Source organism: Lachnoclostridium sp. An14 (genome assembly GCF_002160755.1).
Classification (GTDB): Bacteria; Bacillota; Clostridia; order Lachnospirales; family Lachnospiraceae; genus Lachnoclostridium_A.
The window spans coordinates 190,588-209,093 of the sequence record NZ_NFLE01000002.1; the positions used below are offsets into that span (position 1 = coordinate 190,588).

Here is an 18,506-nt window from a genome sequence, read left to right on the forward strand (position 1 = left end):
AGATTTTTGTGGGGTTTTCACGAAAAAGGAGCTGTCGCAAAAGCAGATCCACGATCTACCAGAGCAACAGCTCCTTTATATAAAAGCAGAAACGATGTGTTTTGTTTATTGCGCACCCTTTTTCCGGTGCTCTACATTTTTAATTAGAGCTGTAATATCCGTGCCATTTAATCCATTAACCTTCCTCCGCAAGAGAATACAGCTTGCGGACTGCTTTCGGTGTAATGGCATCTCCGGTAGAAATGTCAATCTTCAAGGGCGTTACCACTCCGTCGAAAACCGTAGTCATGCTCACGCGAATCCCCGGATATTCCGCTCCATCTATAATCTCCGAAACCTTATTGACCCGAAAGGCCACACCGTCATCCATCGGGACCGAAACAATTCCCTCAATCAAATCCGCTACATCATCTACATTCACATTGACCCCTTTGATCGTTGCGTCCAGATCCATGGTAGAACGGGCATCCAGACCGACCATCGCCGCTACCAGCATCCCGCCCTTCAAAATAAACTTGTCCCGGTACTCTGAGAGGGAAATTCGCTCCAGAAAGCGCTCCATCATGTAGTTCCGCATCAAAATCTGTGCATCCGCAGACTTTTCTTTGAGAGGTTGCGAATTAGGTCTTTTAACTGTTTCGCTGTCTTTATCATAGTAGTACCTCCAAATACTGCCGCAAAAGTTTCTCTACCCGAAACAGCTTTGCGTAGCGCATCAACGTCCGCAGATTCTTGTCCTTTCTTCTGACATACATTTTGAGTGCCCCTTGGAACGTCTGCATCTCCATACTGTTCCGACTGCGAACCAGATCGCAGATTGTTCGCTCCATATCGTAAACCGGCACAGTATGCCCAAATGGAGTCTGCGCCGTTGTCAATCCCACATCATGCAGCTCTGCCTTGATGGTAAAGACTTGAATCCCTTCCGCTTTCATTTTGGTAGGGTTGTAGCCGGTCTTTACCGTAACCGTGTATTCAGTTGGCTCACGGTCTGTCAAATCGTGAAAAAACAGGGCTGTCTCATGAGAAAATACTGCCTGTTCAAACCGCAGATGAATCAGGTACATTGCATCTACCCAGGAATCCCTGGAAAGATAAATACCATGCGCCACCCGTTCCAGTTCCCGGTCCCGCACATAATGATAAAAAACCGGTTTGGAAATCCCGGCGGATACCGCCTGCGCTGTTTGGATCATCCCACCCTGAGCGGCCAACATACGATCCAGCTGTTCATATTGTCTCATAATGTCAATTCCTTTCATACTAATATTATATGCAATATTAGCGCGAAAGTAAACTATGTTCGTTTGAAAATTTTATAAACATTCCAGCACTTCTCCTATATCCCCGTCGATACAAATCGACCGGTCCGCGATCTCCCGTGGCGCCACCGCCTCCCCCAGATTCACGCAAACATACACCGCCCTGGGATTCTGGTAAGCCATCCGCCAGAACGGATACTTAATAATTATCGGGGATTTTGTTTATTGCACGCCATTCCAAGCCATGTCCAAATTTTCGTGTTTCTTTTATCGTGGAAGGCTGTATCGGGTGTTCTTTCCCCTTCCCTCTTGCACAAGTAAACCGTTTTCTGTCATTTTCTTTAACATACGTCCGCATGATGACTGTCCCATATCAAGCAGCATTTCAACTTCTTTCCTTGTAATAGAGCCCCGATCTTTTGCCAAAGCAATCACTTTCTTTTCCGGTGTGTCTTTCTCTGACCCGGTCTGTGTCGGTTTTGCTGATTCTGAAATTGCGTTCAGGTTTGGAAGAATAATCTTAAACGCATTGTCAGATGTTTCAATCTGTGGCGTCATCCCGGTTCCCTCATAGGCATCCATGATTTTTATAAGTCCCGTTCCATATGCTTCTATCAATTCCAAACGGTAAAATATATTTGCCAGTTTCACGTTCCGGCAGACTGATATCCCCATCGTTACATCCTTTAAAGTTACGCCGTTTACCAAGCCGCCAATAGAGGTAAATTCCAGTCTGTCTGTGTAAAGGCTGATGAAAGAGCTGGCCCGGAACGAATATTCCCGATGAACCAGAAGATTCAAAAGCGCCTCCCTTACTGCGGTTTCGGGATAATCCCGCCTGTCAATACGATACAGTTTATCAAAGGTGGAATGGGTTTGATTGCGGAAATCAATAAAATCGTAAACTTCATCCATCTGCTGAAATAAAGACCCGGTAAATTCTTTCCGATCCTTAAATTCGTTTTGATTTGTGCCCTGAAAAACAGCAACCTTAATTGTATGCACACACTGGTCTGAAAGCAGTAGCCCTAAGTTGGTATAGACACCGTCCTGCGTTACCAATCCCAGTGTTTTCATCTGCGCGATTCCAAACGCCACATTCCGTTTCTCAAATGTCTTTTCCGCGATTTCAAATGTTAAATTCTGCTCCAAAGACCGCATTTCCTCAAAGCGGTCTCCATCTGTTTCTTTAATCATGTGCCGGATTGCTGTATTGGTAGCCGGAACGGAGGAATACCCCTGACGGACGTAGACGCCTTCCGGACGCAGACCTTTTTTTGCAATATAATATGGTCTTTCCGTTCCTTGCTGAATATCAACTGCAACGATTTTCTTTCCGTCTACCATTAATGTTTCATAGTGGAGAAACATCGTCAAGTCCGGCTTAATGGAATCCCGAACCATATTGCTGATTTGCAGAGAGGTTTCGTCCGGATTATCCAATCCTGATACTGTTCCATCATCCTGAACGCCGATGTACAGCTTTCCGCCCTTGCAATTTGCAAAAGCAATGATTTCTTTTTTTATATCCTCCACCACGATTGCTTTTAGTTCAATCGTTTCACTTTCCTGAAAAATCATTTGACCGCCTCCCGATTTTATTCTAACCATATTCTACTCATTCTAACCGTTCTTGTCAACAAAAGTGGTTAGAATGAGCAGAACAGAATAAGAGACGACACAAATACTAGATTCTTTCAATCCCTCCATGGAGGAGTGGCAGTCGCAAATTTTGCGGCTGCCACTTCGTGTACACCGTGTACAATGAATGTACCTGCTCTAGAAAAGGTCACATTATGCGCAAATGCTTTTATAAGCATCCTAACACCTCTCCAATATCCCCATCAATGCAAATCGACCTGTCCTTTATTTCTTTCGGAACAAACGCCTCCCCCAGATTCACACAGGCGTACACTGCCTTCGGATTCTGGTAAGTCATCCGCCAAAACGGATACTTAATAATCCCCGGCGTATTCGCCCCCACTCCCAGCTCCAGAAACATCACCCGCATCCCCTCACAGCGCCGCAGAAACTCCGAATACCGCTCCGCGGCCCGGTGCCAGCCCTCGTCCTCCACAAAGGTATTGTCGCTGCGCAGGTTCATGGTCATGGGCCTTCCGCAGACGGGGCAGCGGGGCACCAGCTCCGCGGGGACCCTCATTTCCCGCTGCTCCTCCACCATCCGCCGGACCGTCTCCTCATTGTCATACGTCTTTTGGCAGCATGGCTTTCCGCACTGCCAAAGCCCGTAATCCCCCTGGGTATAAAACAGTCTCTCCTTGTCAAATCCCGCCTTCTGGAACTGATGGTCCACGTTGGTGGTCAGCACGAAATAGTCCTTGTTCTCCACCAGGGCCAGCAGCTTTTGATACACCGGTTTCGGGGCGTCCGTATAGCGATTGCACAAAATGTACCGGCTCCAGTAAGCCCAGTGCTCCTCCAGGGTCTCAAAGGGATAAAAGCCCCCGGAATACATATCCGAAAAATGATACTTCTCAATAAAATCCGGAAACAGCCGCCGAAACCGCTCTCCGGAGTACGTAAATCCCGCGGACGTGGAGAGCCCCGCCCCGGCGCCTACCACCACCGCGTCCGCCGCCTCCAGCTCCCGCCTCAGTTTTTTCATCTCCGCCTTCTCCAATCTGATCCCTCCCTCTCAAACCGCAGGAACGCTCCGTTCCCAACGCCTCATTCTTCCCCTATTGTATTCCTCCGCCTCCATCCTGTAAAGTAAGCACCTGTTTGTGTCCTGGTTACCAAAAGGAAACCATAAACGCCCGAGATGTCCCGTAAAAATCCCCCGCGGCATACAAAAATCCCCGCCCAGGCCGGCGCCGCCGGTCCATTTCTCATCAGCCGGCTGCCGTCCCAAACGGGGATTTTCATCTATTTTTATCTATTGCCATCTATTTTTCCATATCTTATCTGTCTCAGTCGTCAGCATACCTGCTGCCCGCCCGCAGCCTGGACATGGCCCTGGCCAGGGCCGCGCGGGAGATGTAGTATTCCTCAATGCTCTGTTTCTGCCGGAGCTGCTCCTCCGCCCGCTCCTTCGCCTCCCGGGCCCGTTTCACGTCGATGTCCTCCGGCCGCTCCACGGAGTCCGCCAGGACGGTGACCCGGTTGTTGATAATCTGGGCAAATCCGCCGCCTACGATGGCGCTGTGTTTTTCCCCGTCAGGCGTTTCAAACCGCATTTCCCCCGGCACAATGGCGATCATCAGGTCACTGTGGTGAGGCAGAATGCAGATCTCCCCATCCTTCATGGGCAAAACAATCTTCGTGCCCCTTCCGCCGTAGAAATCCTTATCACTGGCTACAATATGCAGGCCGAATGTCTCCATAGGCTACGCCTCTTTCTTCGCTTTCTCAATCACTTCGTCAATGGTTCCCACGTTAAAGAACGCGTTCTCCGGATACTGGTCCATCTCGCCGTCCAGGATCATCCGAAATCCCCGGATCGTCTCCTTCACCGGCACGTATTTTCCGGGAATGCCCGTAAATACCTCCGCCACATGGAAGGGCTGGGACAGGAAACGCTGGATCTTTCTGGCCCTGGCCACCACCAGCTTGTCCTCGTCGGACAGCTCCTCCATACCCAGGATGGCGATAATGTCCTGCAGCTCCTTGTATTTCTGAAGGTACTCCTGCACCCGTCTGGCCGTCTGATAGTGCTCCTCGCCCACCACGTCCGGCTCCAGAATCCGGGAATTGGATTCCAGGGGATCCACCGCCGGGTAAATGCCCTGCTCCACGATCTTTCTGGACAGCACCGTGGTGGCGTCCAGATGGGCGAAGGTGGTGGCCGGCGCCGGGTCCGTCAGATCGTCCGCCGGCACATAGACCGCCTGGACAGAGGTGACAGAACCATCCCTTGTGGACGCGATCCGCTCCTGCAGCTCTCCCATCTCCGTAGCCAGGGTGGGCTGGTATCCCACCGCCGAAGGCATCCGTCCCAGAAGGGCCGACACCTCAGAACCCGCCTGGGTGAAACGGAAAATGTTGTCAATAAACAGCAGCACATTCTGGTGCTCCCGGTCCCGGAAATACTCCGCCATGGTAAGCCCCGTTTCCGCCACCCGCATTCTGGCTCCCGGCGGCTCATTCATCTGCCCGAACACCAAAGCCGTCTTTTCCAGCACCCCGGACTCCTTCATCTCCGTCCACAAATCATTTCCCTCACGGGAACGCTCGCCCACGCCGGTGAATATGGAGTAGCCGCCGTGCTCCGTGGCGATATTGCTGATCAGCTCCTGGATGAGCACCGTCTTTCCCACTCCGGCTCCTCCAAAAAGGCCGATCTTTCCGCCCTTGGCGTAGGGGGCCAGAAGGTCGATGACCTTGATTCCCGTCTCCAGGATTTCCACCACAGGGCTCTGGTCCTCAAAAGAAGGGGGATCCCGGTGGATGACCCAGTGCTCCTCCTTTTCCAGGCTCTCTCCCCCGTCGATGGCCTCTCCCAGCACGTTAAACAGCCGCCCCAGGGTCTTTTCCCCCACGGGAACGGCGATTCCCTGGCCTGTGGCCGTCACTTCCATATCCCGGCAAAGCCCCTCGCTGGAGGCCAGCATAATGCAGCGGACCGTGTTGTTCCCCACGTGCTGAGCCACCTCCATCACAGCTGTCCTGCCGCCGTTTTCCACGGTGAGGGCGTCCTTGATGTTTGGGAGGGATTCTCTGTTTTCAAATTCCACATCTACCACAGGCCCCATGACCTGTACGATCTTTCCTCTATTCATACGCTAACGCCTCCTCTTTTTCTGCGCTTTCGCACCGCTGATGACCTCTGTGATCTCCTGGGTGATGGCCGCCTGCCGCACCCGGTTGTACTGGATGGACAGCTCCTTTAACATCTCGTCGGCGCTGGCGGTCGCCGCCTCCATGGCCATCATCCGGGAATTGTGCTCACTGGCGTAGGATTCCACCAGGCAGCTGTAGATCATGCCGCTTAAATAGTTGGGCACAATGCTGTCGATCACCGCCTCCGGGGACGGGGTAAACTGGATTTCCTCCTGATGCACAGCCGCCATATCCTTTACCATATGGGGATCGTTAAAGGTCACCTTGTTCAGCGGCAGAAGCTGCTCTACCTCCGCCTCCATGGTGACGGAATTCACCATCTGGGTGTAAATGATATACACCTCGTCCAGGGCCCCCGTCAGATAGAGGTCGATCATCCGCTCCGCGATCACCCTGGCCCGGTGCATGGTAGGTTTCTGAACGGTATAGCGGAAATCCGTGTCCACGTCCATCTGCTTTTTGGCGAAATACTGCCGCCCCACCTCTCCCAGCACAAACAGCCGGAAACTGCCGGGGCCGGCGATCCGTTCCTCCGCCATTTTAAACACGTTGTGGTTGTACGCCCCCGCCAGTCCCTTGTCCCCGGACACCAGGATATAGCCGATCTTCCGGTCCTCCGGACGGATCCGGCTCCTGGAGTCAAAATACCGGTGCTCCATGTCCGGCACGTGGCGCAAAACCCTGGCGATGGCGGAACGGAGGGCGAAAAAGTAGGGCTCCGTATCCGCCAGCACCTTCTTGGCCCGTTTCAGCTTGGAGGAAGAAATCATATACATGGCGCTGGTGATTTTTCTCGTATCCTTCACGCTCTTGATCCGGTTTTGAATTTCCTTTGCGCTCGCCATACCGTCACCTGCTTTTCTTTAAGAACTCTCTGGCCGTCTCGATGATCCTTTCTCCCAGCTCGTCGCTAAGGGCCTTCGTCTCCTCCAGCTCCCGCCCGATCTCCGGGTAGCGGTCGTCAAAGTAGTCCAGCATTTCCATCTGCACCCGTTTTAACTCCTTCACGTCCACATCCGTCAAAACCTTGTGGGTGGCCGCCCAGAGGGTGATCACCTGGCGGTGCATGGAAAGGGGCTGGCTCTGAGGCTGCTTTAACAGCTCCATCAGGCATTTCCCGTACTGTAACTGGGCCTTCGTGGCCTCGTCCAGATCGGAGCTGAACTGGGTAAACACCTCCATCTCCCGGAACTGGGCCAGATCCACTCTCAGACTTCCGCTGGCCTTTTTCATGGCCTTCGTCTGTGCCGCCCCGCCCACACGGGAAACGGAAAGTCCCACGTTCACCGCCGGCCGGTTTCCGGAGAAAAACAGGTCGCTCTCCAGGAAAATCTGCCCGTCGGTAATGGAAATCACATTGGTGGGAATGTAGGCGGAAACGTCCCCCGCCTGGGTCTCAATAATGGGCAGAGCCGTGATGGAGCCGCCCCCCGCCTCCTCGTTTAAGCGGCTGGAACGCTCCAACAGCCTGGAGTGCAGGTAGAACACGTCGCCGGGATAGGCCTCCCGACCCGGAGAGCGCTCCAAAAGCAGGGACAACGCCCGGTACGCCACCGCGTGCTTGGACAGATCATCATAGACGATGAGCACGTCCTTTCCCTTATACATAAAATACTCCGCCAGGGCCGTCGCCGCGTAGGGGATTATGTACTGCATGGGCGCGCTCTCGCTGGCCGTAGCGGAAAATACGGTGGTGTACTCCATAGCCCCGTGCTTTTCCAGGGTGGACACCAGCTTCGCCACCGTGGAGGCCTTCTGGCCGATGGCCACGTAAATACAGAGCACGCCCTTTCCCTTCTGATTTAAAATGGCGTCGGTGGCAATGGCCGTCTTGCCCGTCTGCCGGTCGCCGATAATCAGCTCCCTCTGTCCCCGTCCAATGGGGAACATGGAGTCAATGGCCAAAATTCCCGTCTCCATGGGCACGGAAACGGATTTCCGCTCCACGATGCCGGGGGCCTCCTGCTCCACCGGCCGGTAGCCCTCCGCCTTGATCTCCCCTTTTCCGTCGATGGGAGCGCCCAGGGCATTCACCACTCTGCCGGTAAAGCCGTCTCCCACGGGGATGCCGGCCATCTTCTTCGTCCGGTACACCTTCGAGCCCTCTTTGATCTCTCTGTCATGGCCGAATACGATGACGCCAATCTCATTTCTGCGGATGTCCTGGACCATGCCCTTGACGCCGCATGAAAAAGTCACGATCTCGCCGTACATAGCGTGATCAATCCCGTATATGGTGGCGATTCCATCTCCCACGCTGATGACCTCGCCCACATCCTGGGGGGAAACCTCCATGTCAAACTGTTCGATTTCCTCCCGCAGGATGGAAATAATTTCTTCTGAATTTACTGCGCTCACGCCTCTCACCTCCGGGTCAGTCTTTCCTCCAGACGTGCCAGCCTTCCCTTCAGGCTGCAGTCCGTCTCCTGACCGGCCGCCTCGATCACAAAGCCGCCCATCAGGCTCCTATCCTCTTTCAGTTCCAAATCTACCGTTTCTGCCTGGTAACGCTCCTTTAAAAGCTCCCTGATTCCCGCCAGCTGCCGTTCATCCGGCGCCGTCACGTAGGTGAGCCTGGCGGGCAGAATGCCGTTTTTCTCACAGTACACCCTGCGGTAGGCGGAAAAAATTTCCGCAAGAAGGGCCGCATTTCCGTATTTGCAGACCACCTTGAGGAAATTTTTCATCTCCGCCGGGAAGATCCTCTCGATCACCCGCTCCTTTTTCTCCAGGGAAATGACCGGGCTTTGCAGCACCCGCACCGTCTCCGGTGCCGCCTCGATCACGGCCCTCGCCTGCTCCACCGCAGTTTCCGGCACGGAAAGCTCATAAAGAACGGTTCCATAGCACATTGCCGTCTGTGTCATCGTCTCTCCTCTTTCTCTCCAAACACACGGGCGTTTCCGCTCCGTTCCCGCCGCGGGCTTTTATTTCACAGGCTCCCGCGAAACGGACCTGGAAGGCTCGGAAATGGACAGCTCCCGCGAACTGAGAAACTCATCGTAACATTTCCCGTCCGCCCCGGCATCCCCGCCGGAAAGGAGCTTTCTCGCCGCCAGCACCGCCAGCTCGCCGATCTGGGCACGGGCGCCGGAAAGAGCGTCTTCCCGCTCCCGTTCCGCTGCCGCCCGCGCCTCCTCCAGCACCTTTCTGGCCTGGTTTCCCGCGTCTCTCATCATCCGCTCCTCCTCGGCCTTCGCCTGCTTTCTGGCCTCCTCCAAAATCCTGGCGGCCTCGCCGTCAGCCGCTTTCAGCCTCTCCTCGTAGCGTCTTTTCAAAGCCTCGCTCTCCGCCTCACGCGTTCTGGCGTTTGCCATGGAGTCCTCAATCAGCGCCCGTCTCTCGTCCATAATGGCCGTCACCGGGCCGATGAGAAACCGTTTCAACAGGGCATAAAGGATGATCAGGTTTAAGATGGTCCAGACAAGATTCATATTTATGCTGAGCATCGTTTCCCCGCCGCCTTTCTCTGTGGATTATAATGTAAAGATAATCAGCAGGGCTACCACAAAGCCGTAAATGGCCGTTGCCTCCGCCAGGGCGCATCCAAGGAGCAGGGCCTTGCTGATCTTGCTCTCCGCCTCCGGCTGTCTCGCGATGGCGTCCACCGCCTTGTAGGTCGCCAGGCCGATGCCCACGCCTGCTCCAATACCTGTTAATGCCGCTACTGCTGCTCCAATCGCTACTGTTGACATAATCATTCTCTCCTTTTCTTTTCATCCGTTTTTTGTTTCCGTTTTACTCCAGCGCCTCTTTGATGAAAAGGGACGTCAGAAACACAAATACATAGGCCTGAATCAGCCCGTCAAAAATGTCAAAATAACAGCTGAAGGGGACCGGAAGTGCCACCGGGCACACGATCTTGATCAGCTCCATCACCACAAACGCTCCCAGCACATTTCCGAACAGACGCATACACAGCGACACGGGACGGATAAAGATTTCCAGGATGTTGATGGGCGTAATCAGGGGAATGGGCTCCGCGAAACTTTTCAGCCACCCCTTCAGCCCTTTTCTGTGAAATCCGGCGTATTCGATCACCGCGATGCTGCAGATGGCTAGCCCCGCCGTCACGTTGATGTCCTTGGTGGGCGGCGTAAATCCCAAAAGCCCGATCAGGTTGGCGATGCCGATGTAAATGGCCACCGTGATCAGATAGGGAATGTATCCCGCTCCTTCTTCCCCTAAAAGGTCCTGGAAGAAATCGCGGAGAAACCCGATGCCGGCCTCCAGCGCCAGCTGTTTCTTTCCCACATTTTCCACCCGCAGTCCCTGGACAAACACCATGGACGCGATGGTAAGGGCCGCCATGATGATCCAGGTGACCACCACCGATTCTCCCACCGGGATCCCTCCAAACACCGGGATCACAAATGCTGTCTTGGAGCTCAATTCCTCCACAATTCGTTCTGCTATATCCGTATGGCATCCTTCCTCTCTCCCTCTTAGGGGCGTTCTCGCTTACAACTACCTAAGTATAGCCATAAAAAACATAATATCCAATATATAAATTTTATGGTATAATAACATTCATGTTATGATTGTTCATTTTGACGAAAGGGGACTTATGGAATTACTGCAATTTCGCTACTTTATGACAGCGGCAAAATACGAAAATATGACAAAGGCAGCGGAAGAACTCCATATTGCCCAGCCCGCCCTTTCTCAGTCCATCAAACGGCTGGAAACGGAGCTGGGAGTGGAGCTTTTCGACCGTTCCCGCCACCGCATCGCCTTAAATGAGCACGGCCGGCTCCTGGAAAAAAAGCTGCGCCCCATTCTCCACTCCATCGACGGCCTGCAGACCGAGCTTCAGGAGTCCCAGTACACCGCCAACCATCTGGTGCGCTTAAACCTCATGGCCGCCTCCTCCTACGTGACCACCTGCATCATCGACTACAAGGCCATCCACCCGGACGTGAGCTTTATCCTCTCCCAGAAGGAACCGGACGAGCTCATCGACATCAACGTCACCTCCATGATCGGCACCGTCCCTCTCTCAGACCGGAACACCGTGATCCTGGAGGAGGAGTTTTTCATGGCGGTGCCCGCCTCCTCCCGCTTTGCCGCCCAGCCCTACATCCGGCTTTCCGACATGGCCCACGAGGATTTTATCAGCCTGGACAAATCCCGGCTCATCCGGGCCTTCTGCGACGCCTTCTGCCAGAGCGCCGGGTTCACGCCCCACATCATCTTCGAGAGCGACAACCCGGAATCCGTAAAAAACCTCACCGGCGCCGGCCTGGGGATTGCCTTCTGGCCCATCAAATCCTGGGGAGAACTGAACACAAAATCCGCCGTTCTCCTCCCCATCCGGGACCCGGTGTGCCGCCGCTCCATCCTGCTCACCATCTACGACCACGGCTGGAAAAACCCGGCAGTGCGGGATTTCTACCGGTTCCTGTGCACCTATTCCCAGACCGGCAGCCGGGAAGGATGAGCACGGCCCCACCCGTTCCGCGCGGGAATGATCCCCGGGAAAACCGGTCCGGACCGCAAAAACAGCCGTTTCGGCGAAACGAGATTTCACCCAAAAAATGCCCCCCAAGGCCGAAACAGTGAAAATCAGACTCTTTGCCCAATTTGTAACAGTTCAGCCATGCAGAAACATATGGCAAAATACTGCGTGGGAGCTTGCTCACTAAGCAGTTTTTTGCCATATGTTTCTATAGGGCGGACGCCCGACATGAATCATTTGACGGCTAATAACGTTTCACGTTAGCCAATTTTAAAAATCCGTCAAATTATGAATGACATGGCTGAACTGTTACCCCAATTTTTTCCCAGCCGAACAAAGTTTTTTGGACCTCTTGCCATCTAGTTTTTAATACTATATAATAGGGATATGAGGTGACGAAATGAAAACAAATGAAGAACGCTTACAAGAGATGTTAGGCCGTCTGGACCAGCTGTCCCATATCCGGGCCTCCCAGATCCCTGAGATCCCCCTCTACATGGACCAGGTAACCACCTTTATGGAGGAGCATCTCAAGGATTTCAAACGAAACGACGGCGACAAGGTCCTCACAAAGACCATGATCAACAACTATGCCAAGAACAACCTCCTGCCGCCCCCGGATCGCAAGAAATACTCCAAGGACCATATGCTCCTGCTTATTTTTATCTATTACTACAAGAACCTGCTGTCCATCACCGACATCGACACCCTGCTGTCCCCCATCACGGAACAGCATTTCCGGACCGATTCCCCGGTGAAACTGGAGGACATCTACAGCGAGATCTTCTCCCTGCGGGACGAGCAGAAATCCCGGCTGCTGGAGGACGTTCATCAGAAGTTCGCCGCCGCCGAACAGACCTTCTCCTCCGCCCCGGAAGACGAACGGGAATCCTTGAGGCTCTTTTGCTTTATCAGCGAGCTGGCCTTCGACGTCTATTTAAAAAAACAGATCATCGAAAACCTGATTGACCAGCTGCGGGAGGAAAACGGAACAGGGAAAGACCGGAAGAAAAAATGAACCATGTCAGCCCTCACCGGAGGCTTTTGCGCCATAGAAAATATCGTTTTCTATGACGTGAAAAAGGTGGGAAACCGCGGATTTCTCTCACGGTTTCCCACCTTTTTTTCACGCCGTCCCAGTTTCCAGTCCCGCCGGATTACCGGATCACTCCCACGCACAGGGCGATCACAATAATCATCAGGTTGGTGACCTCCATCACCGGCACGCCCTTCCGGCAATATTCCTCGATGTCCAGCTCCAGCAGGGAAACGCCCACATGGGTGGTAGCTGTAAACGGGGAAATTCCCGTCGCCAGGGACATATTGCAGACGAAGGGGGCGATCACGTCCACGCCCGCCAGGCCGTAGCTGCTGCCCATGGAAATGAGAGCCGGATACATAGAATTGTAAATCTTGTTGGGCATAAACCGGATCACCAGCACCATGATAGCCGCCAAAAACAGATGGATGTACCTGGTCAGAACCGCCGGGAACGCGCCCACCACAGCCGCCGCCAGAGCATTTACCATCCCCGTCTCATTGAAAATCCCCAAAAACACGGAGATTCCGATTAACATCATCATCGTGCCTCCAAACCGTCCCGCCGCCTTGTTGAGCATTTTCTGGTAGTCCTTCGGCTCCCGGTAGTCAATCATGATCGTCAGGAAGGAGGCGATGATAAATACCAGATAGGACGGCACCGCGGCCGTAACCAGAGCGGCAATGACAGCCAGGAAGATCACCAGGTTGATCCAGAACAGCTTTGGCCGTCTCAGAGGATTCTCCTCCTCCGTCTCATTTTCCTCCGACCACTCCACCATCATGGGCAGTCCCTGGCGCTTGTGCTGAATCCCAAAATACACCCACTGCAGCACAATCGCCGGGATAAAGCAGAACGCCACCGGAATCAGCCGTCTGGACAGCTCCATGGCGTCCACGCTGGCAAATACGGAGGAGTTTACCACCGCGATTCCCCAGGGCAGGAAACACATTCCCGCAATGGCCGTCTGGGCGATTATCATCGCTGCCGCCCGGTCAAATTTCATCTTTTTATACAGCGGCATCATCGCCGGAAACACGATGGTATAAGCGGTGACTACCGTCGCGGTCATCATGCCGATTCCCGCCACCAGGCTGGTGAGAATCATAACCATATACACGCTCACCCGCCCCCTGGTCAGCTTGATCAGCTGCCTGGTAATGGTATTAAACATCCCCGTCTCGCTGAGCATGGTAAAATAGATCATGGCAAACAGACACATGATACCTGCGGACTGCATAGACTTCATGATCTGACTCATGGCAATGTCCCCGATTTCCTTTATGGGATACCCCAGAATCAGCCCGCACACAACGGGAATGATGCAGAGAGTAAACTGCATCGGAACCTTCTTCAGAAAAACCGACGCGATGACAGTTCCCACCATCAAAATCGCTACAACTGTAAGCATATCCATATTTTTTCTCCTCCGTGATCAGAACTCCACCAGTTTCCCCTGGTAGCGCAGCGCCTTCGTATCCTCGTCCTTCGTAAACCGCGAGAACCACTCCTCCCAAATCATGCGGCACTCCGACGGCAGCACCGCGTGGGTTTTCGTCTCCACCTCCGCGAGGTGAAGCATGGGCACGCCGCTCTCCGTTTTAAATACATAATTGGTAAGCAGCCCCTGTCTGCTGCTGAAACGGTCCCCCGTCCCCATATAAGTGTAATCCCCCCACTGCCGGTCCGTGTGATAACGACCACACCAATAATTTACCAGCGCTCCCGCGTCCTCCGTGCCGAAACCTCCCGGAAATACCCGGTCCTCCACACCCAGAAACGCCATCACCGGCACCGGGGATTTCTCCACGAAGGGCTCCTCCCCGTCAATCTTATTGATATTTTTCGCCGACACCGGCGCGGCGGCGGCAAAATAATCGGGACGGTACGCGGCGCAGGCCCAGGCCATCATTCCCCCGGAGGACTGCCCGGTGGCATAGACCCGTGTCCGGTCTACGGGATAGCGCTCCGTCACCCACTGATAGAGATAGTCCAGGAACACCATGTCGCCGGGACACTCACATTTGGGCTTTCCTGTATTCCAGCGGCTGCGGAACAGATTGTTGGTGGTATTGCCGTTTATGGTGCGGACCACGTTTTCCACGGACGCGCCGGGACACACTAAAAGAATGCCCTCTTTTTCCGCCAGCTCCGCCCAGCCCGACCGGTCCCCAATCTCGTCGGCGCTGCCTCCCGCCCCGTGAAAGAGAAACACCGTCGGAAAACGGCCACTCTCCGGTTTCTCCTTCGGCTCATAGATCCACCACTCCCGGCGGTAGTAATCCGTCTCCGGATCCCCGTAGCCCCCCGGCACCTTCTCCGCGAACCGTTTAAACCCCCGCTCCCTAATATCTCCGTTATGGCGCAGCGCCCCGTTGCCGTTCCCGCCGTAACGGCCAGTTCCCTTCCACAGCCTTCGGTACACCATCCGGCCAAACTCCGCGCTCAGCGTATTCTTCCACTTCATTTCCGAAAAATAGACGGGAGCGCACCAGTGCTCATCCAAAGTGCCGCCTTTCTCCGGCATATAAGCCAGAACCTCAGGCTCCGGCTGCTGCGGAACCTGCTGCGAATGGTTGGCTTCCCTTAAATAATCCATCAGCCGTTTCACTTCCGGAGTCACCTCCTCCGCCGCGATCCACGCCGGCATCTGCACCTGGCTCAAATTCACGCCCGGCACCGAAGTGGGAGTTTTTCTCAACTCCTCCGCCTCCTCCTCTGTCAGTCCGGCCGGCCCGGCAAGGAGCACTCCAGCCCACTTCTGCGGCGTCCGCAGCATATGCCCCATAAGGACATCCGCGCCAGCCCCATATCCGGCTCCGTAAATCCGGTACGCCAGCGGACAAAACAGCGGCCTTGCCCCAATGCGTTTCAGCACGCTGTCCACATAGGCCCGCTCCTCTCCCTGGCCTTTCCACACCCCCTGCTCCGGCTCCAGGATCACCAGGTACAGCTTTTCCTCCTCTGCCGCCTGCGCCCAGCCGCTGTCTTCCAGAAACGCGCCCAAGTCCACTCCCTCCGGCACAAAAATCATCACCGTCGGCTGATTAAATTCACTGTTCTCCGGAATATAAACAGCCGCCTCTCTCTCCTCTCCCTGCCGCACGGTACACGGCAGCCGGTAAAACCCGGTCAGCGGCTGCTGGTAATAGTGATCCCGGTCCAATTTCAGGCTGTCCATGGCCGGCATTGTCTTTGCTACCATCCCTTGTCCCTTCCTTTCCTTCCTCGAAAATCCCCTTATCTTTCACAAATAATAATAAGTTCCTTTTGATTAGTCCTCGTTTTCTTCTTATTTTTATCCTAATTTTTTGGTGATTTTCTTTTATTTATATACATTTTAAATAAAACCTCCGCCGTTGACAACCAGTATCCTCTCATATATAATTTAATAAAAACTCATAAATAAGAGGAATTTTTATGGATATTAGAATGTACGAATACCCTCTGGCCATCCTTCAGGAAGGCTCTCTCTCCCTGGCCGCCAGGCGCCTGGGAATTTCCCAATCCGCCCTCAGCCACTTTCTGTCCGCCCTGGAACGCCAGCTGGGATACGCCCTTTTTGAGCGCTCCACCCGCTACCTCTCCCCCACCGCCTCCGGCCGGAACTACCTTCTGACCGCGGAGCAGATCGTCGCGGTCAAGCGTCAGACCTACCATGCCATTGAGGCCCTGGAAAATCCTTATACCTCCAAGCTGGTCCTCGGCTCCACTCCCCACAACGGAGCTGCCATCTACTCCAGCATTTTCAAAGAATTTTCCCCCGCTTACCCAAAAATCCAGCTCCTGCACCGGGAGGGATATATGAAAGAGCTGACCACTGCCTTAAAACAGCGTCAGATTGATGTTCTCATCGCCACCAGCGGAAACGCGCCAGAAAGCGGCCTGCGCTTTCTCCGCTTTGCCCGTCAGGAGCTACTGCTGGCCGTATCCCAGCACCATCCGATCTACGAAAAGGCCACGCCCCTCTACGGAGAGCCCGTTTCCCTCCCTCTGAAAGAGGCGGAAGACGTCCCCTTTATTATGGCGGGAGAATCCACTACCCTGTTTCAGCTTACCAGCGCCTACTTCCGCCAGTTTGACTTTTCCCCCACCATCATTTTCCGAACGGACAATGTGCTGATCCTCCGGGAAATGATACAGTCCGGCCTGGGCTGCGGGATCCTGCCGGCCACCCACGTCTATGCGGCATCCGGCATCCGCTACTTCTCCCTGGAGCCCCGTCTGTGGCTCAACACCGGACTTCTGGTTCAGGGGAACCGCGTCCTCACCGAACCGGAGCGTCACCTGATTTACCTGTGCTACCGCTACACCGTGCGAAACCGAACACATCCTCATTTCTTCATGGATCCCAACGAACCCGTCCGGGAAATCCTGAAGGAATTTGAGCCATAATTTACCAGGAGGCCCCTCATGGATTTAAAACAGTTAGAATACATCGCCGCTATCGCAGAGGAGCGGTCCATCTCCAAAGCCGCCAAACGATTTTTCCTCTCCCCGTCCGCTCTGAGCCAATACCTGAAACGCCTGGAGGAAACGGAGCATCTCCCGCCCCTGTTCTACCGCCACAACAAGGAATTTCTCCTCACTGATGCCGGGCGCATTTACGTAAACGGAGCTCTGATAATTCTAAGCCTTTCCAAAAAGCTGGAACACTCCCATCCTCAGACCGCACCCGCCATCCGTCTGGCTGTACCCGGCTTTCTGGAGCCCTCTGTTCTGATCCACTGCGCTCCTCTCTTTGCCTCCGCCTTCCCCGGCGTCTTACTCCGCCTCCATTCCATGGATGCCGGCCCCGCCAGACAGGGGCTTTTGGAGGAAAGGCTGGATGCTGCCATTGTCATCGAGCGGCAGGAAACCTTATCTTCTGCCCTGCATTCCCGTCCCCTTGGAAGCGACCGGATCCTTCTGGCCGTTTCCCCGGCTCTGGAACATATTGAACCCTCTTTCCCGGCCGTCCTGCCCCCGGAAGGCACCCTCTGGCATCAGATCTGCGCCGGCATCTGCCTGCAGGAACAGCTGCATCCCACCGCTGTCTTCCAAACGGAAAACCTTGCGGCCACCGCCGCCCTCCTTCTCGCCATGCCTCTGGCCGCCTTTCTACCCGGCCAGTTTCTCCGCCAACAGGGCGAAAAAGAAAACGGCTTAAGAGAAATTCCCTTAAGCCGCTCCTATTCCTTCCGTATTTCTTTTCTCACCCTGCCGGAACCCTCCGCCTTCCCGGAAGTCCTGGAAGGCCTCTATCCCATTCTTTTCAATCATTTTGCCTCTGAATTCTCTTAAATGCCGGGGCTGTCGGGAAATACACAATTCGGCAGCCTCTGCCTATCCCTTCTTTTTCCCTTTTCCCATTGAAAAGAAACTCCTGCTTTTATGAAAATTCTCTTTAAAAAAAGTGTGCGCTTGGCGCACACCTGCGCCGGAGCGCGACTGTGTCAGCAGCCATCTTCCTCTGCGCGGAGCGCGCCTCCCGCCGGAGGCTTTTGTGTCATGGGAAACTACGTTTCTCATGACACAAAAAAGGCCGTGCCTCCCGCCACTCGCAGGATCACGCCCAATAAGATAAAAAGAAAAGCGCGAGACGGGATTCGAACCCGCGGCCCCCACCTTGGCAAGGTGGTGCTCCACCCCTGAGCCACTCGCGCATTTTAAAACCATATTCGGTTTAAGGGAACGTACCCTCAAAACCACACATCAAATAAACCGCACATCCTAACACAACTTCCTGGTCAAGCCCTCGACCGATTAGTGACAGTCAGCTCCATACGTTACCGCACTTCCACCTCTGCCCTATCTACCTCGTCGTCTTCAAGGGGTCTTACTTCCTTACAGAATGGGATATCTCATCTTGAGGGGGGCTTCACGCTTAGATGCCTTCAGCGTTTATCCCGTCCCGACTTGGCTACTCTGCCATAGGCCTGATACCTAACAGATACACCAGTGGTCG

17 protein-coding genes, 1 tRNA gene, 1 rRNA gene and 1 pseudogene are annotated in these 18,506 nt (G+C 54.2%); 4 read left to right on the plus strand and 16 right to left on the minus strand.

Annotated features, from left to right (window positions below; genetic code table 11):
• Positions 1–181: 181 nt before the first annotated feature.
• The 12 genes and pseudogenes from B5E84_RS02385 to B5E84_RS02440 form a co-directional block, all read right to left on the minus strand.
• Positions 182–654 (minus strand): annotated as a pseudogene (locus B5E84_RS02385) (nucleotidyl transferase AbiEii/AbiGii toxin family protein); the annotation flags it as partial.
• Positions 651–1,244: a type IV toxin-antitoxin system AbiEi family antitoxin domain-containing protein gene (locus tag B5E84_RS02390; RefSeq protein ID WP_204248525.1), complete on the minus strand. Its 594-nt coding sequence runs from the start codon at positions 1,242–1,244 to the stop codon at positions 651–653. The gene B5E84_RS02390 and the pseudogene B5E84_RS02385, both read right to left, overlap by 4 nt.
• 285 nt (positions 1,245–1,529) lie before the next feature.
• Positions 1,530–2,843, minus strand: coding sequence for an RNA-binding domain-containing protein (locus B5E84_RS02395; protein ID WP_087218667.1), 1,314 nt, complete (start codon positions 2,841–2,843; stop codon positions 1,530–1,532).
• A gap of 229 nt (positions 2,844–3,072) precedes the next feature.
• Positions 3,073–3,888, minus strand: coding sequence for an SIR2 family NAD-dependent protein deacylase (locus B5E84_RS02400; RefSeq protein ID WP_087218756.1), 816 nt, complete (start codon positions 3,886–3,888; stop codon positions 3,073–3,075).
• 304 nt (positions 3,889–4,192) lie between these two features.
• Positions 4,193–4,606, minus strand: coding sequence for an ATP synthase F1 subunit epsilon (gene atpC, locus B5E84_RS02405; RefSeq protein WP_087218669.1), 414 nt, complete (start codon positions 4,604–4,606; stop codon positions 4,193–4,195).
• Positions 4,607–4,609: 3 nt separating this feature from the next.
• Positions 4,610–6,001: a F0F1 ATP synthase subunit beta gene (gene atpD, locus B5E84_RS02410; RefSeq protein WP_087218674.1), complete on the minus strand. Its 1,392-nt coding sequence runs from the start codon at positions 5,999–6,001 to the stop codon at positions 4,610–4,612.
• Between the two features lie 3 nt (positions 6,002–6,004).
• Positions 6,005–6,907 (minus strand): ATP synthase F1 subunit gamma, encoded by a 903-nt coding sequence (gene atpG, locus B5E84_RS02415; RefSeq protein ID WP_087218677.1) that lies wholly within the window; start codon positions 6,905–6,907, stop codon positions 6,005–6,007.
• Positions 6,908–6,911: 4 nt separating this feature from the next.
• Positions 6,912–8,420 carry a F0F1 ATP synthase subunit alpha gene (gene atpA, locus B5E84_RS02420; protein WP_087218679.1) on the minus strand — a complete coding sequence of 503 codons (1,509 nt, stop codon included), beginning with the start codon at positions 8,418–8,420 and terminating at the stop codon, positions 6,912–6,914.
• A 5-nt stretch (positions 8,421–8,425) separates the two neighbouring features.
• Positions 8,426–8,929 carry an ATP synthase F1 subunit delta gene (atpH, locus tag B5E84_RS02425; protein WP_087218682.1) on the minus strand — a complete coding sequence of 168 codons (504 nt, stop codon included), beginning with the start codon at positions 8,927–8,929 and terminating at the stop codon, positions 8,426–8,428.
• Positions 8,930–8,989: 60 nt separating this feature from the next.
• On the minus strand, positions 8,990–9,511 hold the full coding sequence (gene atpF, locus B5E84_RS02430; RefSeq protein ID WP_087218685.1) for a F0F1 ATP synthase subunit B: 522 nt from the start codon (positions 9,509–9,511) through the stop codon (positions 8,990–8,992).
• A gap of 27 nt (positions 9,512–9,538) precedes the next feature.
• Positions 9,539–9,757, minus strand: coding sequence for an ATP synthase F0 subunit C (atpE, locus tag B5E84_RS02435; protein WP_087218687.1), 219 nt, complete (start codon positions 9,755–9,757; stop codon positions 9,539–9,541).
• Positions 9,758–9,800: 43 nt separating this feature from the next.
• Entirely contained in the window at positions 9,801–10,463 is a 663-nt protein-coding gene (locus B5E84_RS02440) for a F0F1 ATP synthase subunit A (protein ID WP_087218691.1), read from the minus strand.
• Positions 10,464–10,629: 166 nt separating this feature from the next.
• Here B5E84_RS02440 and B5E84_RS02445 point away from each other — a divergent pair, with 166 nt between their 5' ends.
• Complete coding sequence (locus tag B5E84_RS02445; protein ID WP_162612792.1) at positions 10,630–11,502, plus strand: LysR family transcriptional regulator; 873 nt, start codon at positions 10,630–10,632, stop codon at positions 11,500–11,502.
• A gap of 418 nt (positions 11,503–11,920) precedes the next feature.
• Positions 11,921–12,538, plus strand: a complete 618-nt coding sequence (locus tag B5E84_RS02450) for a DUF1836 domain-containing protein (protein ID WP_087218697.1) — start codon at positions 11,921–11,923, stop codon at positions 12,536–12,538.
• Positions 12,539–12,677: 139 nt separating this feature from the next.
• Here B5E84_RS02450 and B5E84_RS02455 read toward each other — a convergent pair whose 3' ends face one another.
• Entirely contained in the window at positions 12,678–13,976 is a 1,299-nt protein-coding gene (locus B5E84_RS02455) for an SLC13 family permease (protein ID WP_242963230.1), read from the minus strand.
• 18 nt (positions 13,977–13,994) lie between these two features.
• Entirely contained in the window at positions 13,995–15,764 is a 1,770-nt protein-coding gene (locus B5E84_RS02460; protein WP_087218700.1) for a CE1 family esterase, read from the minus strand.
• Between the two features lie 215 nt (positions 15,765–15,979).
• Here B5E84_RS02460 and B5E84_RS02465 point away from each other — a divergent pair, with 215 nt between their 5' ends.
• Entirely contained in the window at positions 15,980–16,954 is a 975-nt protein-coding gene (locus tag B5E84_RS02465; RefSeq protein WP_087218703.1) for a LysR family transcriptional regulator, read from the plus strand.
• A gap of 18 nt (positions 16,955–16,972) precedes the next feature.
• Positions 16,973–17,842: a LysR family transcriptional regulator gene (locus B5E84_RS02470; protein WP_087218706.1), complete on the plus strand. Its 870-nt coding sequence runs from the start codon at positions 16,973–16,975 to the stop codon at positions 17,840–17,842.
• A gap of 290 nt (positions 17,843–18,132) precedes the next feature.
• On the opposite strand, the gene B5E84_RS02475 is transcribed toward B5E84_RS02470, so the two are convergent.
• Positions 18,133–18,204: transfer RNA gene (locus B5E84_RS02475), tRNA-Gly, on the minus strand.
• Positions 18,205–18,284: 80 nt separating this feature from the next.
• Positions 18,285–18,506 (minus strand): 23S ribosomal RNA (locus B5E84_RS20780); the annotation flags it as partial.